This is a genomic window from Burkholderia sp. IO2, from assembly GCF_029522185.1.
Classification (GTDB): Bacteria; Pseudomonadota; Gammaproteobacteria; order Burkholderiales; family Burkholderiaceae; genus Burkholderia; species Burkholderia cenocepacia.
Genome location: NZ_JAKWFH010000035.1, coordinates 77,364 through 83,445 on the forward strand (window position 1 = coordinate 77,364; position 6,082 = coordinate 83,445).

General features: G+C 69.4%; 5 protein-coding genes. 2 read left to right on the forward strand and 3 right to left on the reverse strand.

Going from position 1 to position 6,082, the window contains the following annotated elements; translation table 11 throughout:
* Positions 1-18: 18 nt before the first annotated feature.
* The 3 genes from MMB92_RS22305 to MMB92_RS22315 are packed head-to-tail and all read right to left on the reverse strand — an operon-like array spanning position 19 to position 3,272.
* Positions 19-1,197 carry a CaiB/BaiF CoA-transferase family protein gene (locus MMB92_RS22305; RefSeq protein WP_006482159.1) on the reverse strand — a complete coding sequence of 393 codons (1,179 nt, stop codon included), beginning with the start codon at positions 1,195-1,197 and terminating at the stop codon, positions 19-21.
* Between the two features lie 12 nt (positions 1,198-1,209).
* Positions 1,210-2,373, reverse strand: a complete 1,164-nt coding sequence (locus MMB92_RS22310; protein WP_277562929.1) for an acyl-CoA dehydrogenase family protein — start codon at positions 2,371-2,373, stop codon at positions 1,210-1,212.
* A gap of 38 nt (positions 2,374-2,411) precedes the next feature.
* Positions 2,412-3,272 (reverse strand): MaoC family dehydratase N-terminal domain-containing protein, encoded by an 861-nt coding sequence (locus MMB92_RS22315; RefSeq protein ID WP_277562930.1) that lies wholly within the window; start codon positions 3,270-3,272, stop codon positions 2,412-2,414.
* A gap of 325 nt (positions 3,273-3,597) precedes the next feature.
* Between MMB92_RS22315 and MMB92_RS22320 the strand changes: the two genes are divergently transcribed.
* Both MMB92_RS22320 and MMB92_RS22325 read left to right on the forward strand, forming a co-directional pair.
* Positions 3,598-4,077, forward strand: coding sequence for a MarR family transcriptional regulator (locus tag MMB92_RS22320; RefSeq protein WP_006497850.1), 480 nt, complete (start codon positions 3,598-3,600; stop codon positions 4,075-4,077).
* On the forward strand, positions 4,074-6,082 hold a 2,009-nt coding region (locus MMB92_RS22325), incomplete at its 3' end, for an FUSC family protein (protein ID WP_277562931.1). The genes MMB92_RS22320 and MMB92_RS22325, both read left to right, overlap by 4 nt.

A 6,082-nucleotide genomic window follows, 5' to 3' on the forward strand; every position in this document is an offset into this window, starting at 1 on the left:
GTCGTCGTGAAAGCGGAATCAGATCGTGCCGTTCGCGCGCAGCGCAGCGATCCGCGCGCGGTCGTAGCCGAGTTCGGCGAGGATCGCATCGGTATGCTGGCCGAGCGCCGGCACCGCATCCATGCGCGGCTCGACGCCGGCGGGCAGCCCCGGCGGCAACAGCGCGGGCACCGGGCCCGCGGCCGTGTCGACGCTGCGCCAACGCTCGCGCGCCTGCAATTGCGGGTGCCGCCATACGTCGTCGAGCGTGTTCATCTGCGCGTTCGCGATGCCGGCCGCGTCGAGCCGCTGCATCACTTCGGCGGCCGTCAGCGTCGCGAACGCATCGACGATCAGCGCATCGACCGCGTCGCGCGCCGCATGCCGTTTCGAATTCGCGTTGAAACGCGGATCGTCGGCGAGCGCCGGCTGCCGCAGCACCTGCTCGCAGAACAGCTTCCATTCGCGCTCGTTCTGCAGCCCGAGCATCACGGTCTTGCCGTCGCCGGCCGGGAACGGGCCGTACGGACAGATCGTCGCGTGCGACGCGCCCGACGGCGCGGGCGGGCTTTGCCCGTCGATCGCGTAGTAGAGTGGGTAGCCCATCCACTCGACCATGCTCTCCAGCATCGATACGTCGATCCGGCACCCTGCGCCGGTGCGGCCGCGCATCAGCAGCGCGCTCAGGATGTTCGTGTACGCGTACATGCCGGCCGCGATGTCCGCGATCGAGCAGCCGGCCTTCGCCGGTTGCCCGGGCGAGCCCGTGATCGACAGGAACCCGGCTTCGCTCTGGATCAGCAGGTCGTACGCCTTGCGGTCGCGATACGGGCCGTCGTCGCCGTAACCCGAGATGTCGCAGACGATCAGGCGCGGATGCGTGTGCTTCAACGCGTCGTAGCCGAGCCCGAGACGCTCGGCCGCACCGGGCGCGAGATTCTGCACGAGCACGTCGGCATCCGCGAGCAGCGCGTCGAGCACGGCCGCCGCAGCGGGCTGCTTGACGTCGAGCGTCAGGCTCTCCTTCGAGCGGTTCACCCACACGAAGTGCGACGACAGCCCGTGCACGCGTTCGTCGTAGCCGCGCGCGAAATCGCCGCTGCCCGGCCGTTCGATCTTGATCACGCGCGCGCCGAGATCGGCGAGCTGGCGCGTGCAGAACGGCGCCGCGATCGCATGTTCGAGGGTGATTACCTTGATGCCGTCGAGGGGTCGCATCGTCGGCCTCCGTCAGAACGAGCGCGGCAGGTCGAGGAGGTGCTCCGCGACGTAGGCCAGGATCAGGTTGGTCGAGATCGGCGCGACCTGGTACAGGCGCGTTTCGCGGAACTTGCGCTCGACGTCGTATTCGCACGCGAAGCCGAAGCCGCCGTGGAATTGCAGGCACGCGTTCGCGGCCTCCCACGACGCGTCGGCCGCGAGCAGCTTCGCCATGTTCGCCTGCGCGCCGCACGGCGCGTGCGCATCGAACCGGCGCGCGGCGTCGAAGCGCATCAGGCTCGCGGCCTCGACGTTCACGAACGCGCGCGCGATCGGGAACTGCACGCCCTGGTTCTGCCCGATCGGGCGGCCGAACACGACGCGCTCCTTCACATACTGCGACACCTTGTCGATGAACCAGTAGCCATCGCCGATGCATTCGGCCGCGATCAGCGTGCGCTCGGCGTTCAGCCCGTCGAGGATGTACTTGAAGCCCTGCCCCTCCTCGCCGATCAGGTTGTCGGCCGGAATCTCGAGGTTGTCGAAGAACAGCTCGTTGGTCTCGTGATTGACCATGTTCGGGATCGGCCGCACCGTCAGCCCGTGGCCGATGGCCTCGCGCAGATCGACGACGAAGATCGACATCCCTTCGGATTTTTTCTTCACGTCGGCGAGCGGCGTCGTGCGCGCGAGCAGGATCATCAGGTCCGAATGCTGCACGCGCGAGATCCACACCTTCTGCCCGTTGATCACGTAACGATCGCCGCGTCGCTCGGCGGTCGTCTTAATCTTCGTCGTGTCGGTGCCGGTGGTCGGCTCGGTCACGCCCATCGATTGCAGGCGCAACTCGCCACTCGCGATCTTCGGCAGATACGCGCGCTTCTGTTCGGCCGAACCGTGGCGCAGCAGCGTGCCCATGTTGTACATCTGCCCGTGGCACGCGCCGGAGTTGCCGCCCGCGCGGTTGATCTCCTCCATGATGATCGACGCCTCGGTGAGGCCGAGCCCCGAGCCGCCGTATTCCTGCGGAATCAGCGCGGCGAGCCAGCCGGCCTTCGTCAGCGCGTCGACGAACGCGTCGGGATAGCCGCGCGCGTCGTCGATCTGGCGGAAATACTCGCCGGGAAAGTGGCTGCACAGGTCGCGCACCGCTTCGCGGATGTCCTGGTACGGGTCGTGTTGCGTCGTCTGCATGTCCGTCGTCGATGAATGAGGGAAAGGAAGGAATCACGTCACGCGAGGGTCGCGGTGGCCTGCATCGTCAGCCAGCCGTCGCGATCCTTCGCCCACAGCTCGATCGTGCGGCCGTCGTCCGACGGCTTGCCGCACAGCGTGAACGGCTCCGAATCGAAGGTCGGGCGCACCGCGCGGAACGCGAAGCTCGCGAGCGTCGCGTCCGGCCGTTCGCGGTGCACGAGATCGACGAGCAGCGTCGCGATCAGCGGGCCGTGCACGACGAGCCCCGGATAGCCTTCTTCCTGCGTCACGTAGCGGCGGTCGTAGTGGATGCGATGGCCGTTGAAGGTCAACGCCGAATAGCGAAACAGCATCACCGCGTCGGCCGTGACCGTGCGCGACCACGTCTCGCCCGCGGGCGGCGCGACCGGCTTCGGTGCCGGCGCACCTGGCTGCGGCGCGTCGCGATAGACGATGTCGTGCTCCTCCTCGACGCACAGCGCGCCGCCGGATTCGATCCGGTGTTGCACCGTCACGAACACGAGCCGGCCGCTGCGGCCCGTCTTGTCCTCGATGTTCGCGATCGTCGATGCGCGCGTCGCGCGCCGCCCCGCACGCAGCGGCGCATGGAACGTCAGGCGGCCGCCGGCCCACATGCGGCGCGGCAGCGGCACCGGCGGCAGGAAGCCGCCGCGCTTCGGGTGACCGTCCGGGCCGAGCTCGGCCAGCGGCGCGATCGGCAGGAAGTAGAGCCAGTGCCACATCGGCGGCACGACGTCGCCGGGCGACGGGCGGTCGAGCGTGGCGGCCAGCGCGTTCAGCGGGAACGCGGTGATGTCGTCGTCGAGCGTTTCGGTCTTGCCGAGCCACGCATCGAGCGATGCGGGCGTGGCGGGCTGCGAGGATGAGGTCGACACGGGTGGAGCCTCCGGTGCGCTTGCAATGACCCTAATATGCACGCCGCGCGCGCGGCCGCGAAGTCGGCTTTGCCGAACCGGGGCTTCGAATTTGCTTAACGCGCGCGGCGGTGCGCCGGGCTGCCGGACGGTTCTCGTCTGACTATTCAATATAGTCGCCGCGCCGGATGTGGACGGTTCGGGGTCGCCCCCTTACGGCTTGACCCCGGCCTGCACGCCGCCTACATTGCTTCAGACGGGCCGGCCGGGCCGCATGCGACGTGTCATCCGGGTGACAAAAAACGATAGTTTGCTATCGAATGTTTTTGCCCCTATCATCTCGCCCATGACCAATCTGCACGACCTCCGCCTCGCCGTCAGCAGCCTGCTCGTGCTCACCGCGCGCAAGTGGCGCCGCACCAGTGACGGCGTGCTGACCGCGTACAACGTGTCCGAGGCCTGCGCGACGCCGCTCCTGATGGCCGGGCGCCTCGGCGAAGGCGTGCGGCAAGGCACGCTCGCCGAACACGTCGGCATCGAAGGGCCGTCGCTCGTGCGCCTGCTCGACCAGCTGTGCGCGGCCGGCCTCGCGCGCCGCGACGAGGATCCGCACGACCGCCGCGCGAAAACGATCTCGCTGACGGCCGCCGGCCGCGCGGTCACCGCGAAGATGGAGGAAGACCTGCGCGCGCTGCGTGCCCAGGTGCTCAAGGGCGTGTCGCGCGCCGATCTGGAGGCGACGCTGCGCGTGCTGAACGCGTTCAACGCGGCCGACCCACATCCGCCGGCGTCGCGCCTGCCCCACTCCGACGATTCCGCGTCATGACCTATCCGAGCCTTCGCGACTGGCTGTTCTCGGGCAAGACGTTCGCCGCGTCGATGCTGGCGCTGTACCTCGGCCTGTATTTCCAGCTGCCGCGCCCGTACTGGGCGATGGCGAGCGTCTACATCGTGTCGAACCCGTTCGTCGGCGCGACGCGCTCGAAAGCGCTGTACCGCGCGCTCGGCACCGCGCTCGGCGCGGCCGCCGCGATCTTCTTCGTGCCGCCGTTCGTCGAGACGCCGCTCCTGTTCAGCATCATCGTCGCGACCTGGTGCGGCACGCTGCTGTACCTCGCGATCTCCGACCGCACCGCCCGCAGCTACGTCTTCATGCTCGCCGGTTATACGATGCCGCTGGTCGCGCTGCCGACCGTCACCGATCCGTCCACCGTGTTCGACGTCGCGATCGCGCGCACCGAGGAAATCGTGCTCGGCATCGTGTGCGCGAGCGTGGTCGGCAGCGCCGTGTTCCCGAACCGGCTCGCGCCGACGCTGATCGAGCGCACCGACGCGTGGTTCAAGGACGCCGCGTTCTACGGCCGCGAAACGCTGTCCGGGCACCTGGCGGGCAAGGCGCTGTCCGCGTGCCGGCAGCGGCTCGCCGCGACCATCACCGGCCTCGAGTTCCTGCTGAGCCAGTTGGGCTACGACCATGCGCATCCGCGCGTCCTCGCGCGCGCGCAGGCGCTCGCGGGCCGGATGCAGCTGTTCCTGCCGCTGATGTCGTCGCTCGCCGATCCGCTGATCGCGCTGATGCGCGACCTGCACGTGCGCCCGCCCGCGCTCGACGCACTGCTGGCCGACGCCGCGAAGTGGTTCGACGCACCGCTGCCGGCCGTGCAGACCGACGCGGGCGGCGACATGGCGCACGATCCGGTCGCGGACGACCTGCGCGCGCGCATCGCCGCGCTGCAGCCGCCCGACAGCGCGCTGGCGAGCTGGGACGGCGCGCTGATGTCGAATGCACTGTGGCGGCTGCGCCAGGTCATCGACATCTGGCAGGACTGCCGCTCGCTGCGCGCGCTGATCGCGAACGAATCGGGCGTATGGCAGCCGCGCTACCGGCACTGGCGGCTCGGCGGCACCGAGCGCTTCTTCGATCGCGGGATGATGCTGTTCTCGACGCTGACCGTCGTGTTCGCGATCGTGTTCGCGTGCTGGCTGTGGATCTCGTCCGGCTGGCACGACGGCGCGGCGGCCGTCACGCTCGTGGCCGTGTCGTGCAGCTTCTTCGCCGCGCTCGACGAGCCGGCGCCGCTGGTGTTCAAGTTTTTCCTGTCGACCACCGCGAGCGTCGTGTTCGCGGGCCTGTACCTGTTCGTCGTGCTGCCGCACGTGCACGATTTCGCGATGCTCGTGCTGATGTTCGCGGGCCCGTTCATCCTGATCGGCACGCTGCTGCCGCGCCCGCAGTTCAACATGGTGACGATGCTCGTCGCGGTGAACACGGCCACCTTCATCAGCATCCAGAGCGCGTACGAAGCCGATTTCTTCGTGTTCCTGAACAGCAATCTCGCGGGCGTCGCCGGGCTGCTGTTCGCGTACGTATGGACGCGCGCGACGCGGCCGTTCGGCGCGGAACTCGCGGTGCGGCGCCTGCTGCGCTCGGGCTGGGAGGACGTCGCGCGCTCCGCGTCGACGCAGCCGCTCGACGACCAGCGCAACCACGCGTCGCGGATGCTCGATCGCGTCACGCAACTGCTGCCGCGCCTCGGCGCGTCCGACGACCACCGCCATCCGTCGATCGAAAGCTTCCGCGACCTGCGCATCGCGCTGAACGCGCTCGACCTGCGCCGCTCGCGACGCCGGCTGTCGGGCGACGTGCCCGATGCGATCGATCGCGTGCTGGCCGGCGTCACCGATCACTACACGCGCTGCGCGGCCGCGAACGCGCGCCAGCCCGCGCCGCCCGCGCTGCTGGCGACGATCGACGACGCGCTGCGGCGCGTGGCCGGCCGCACCCTGCCGGACGCCGCGCCGACCGACGGCACGGCCGCACCCGCGGTGCC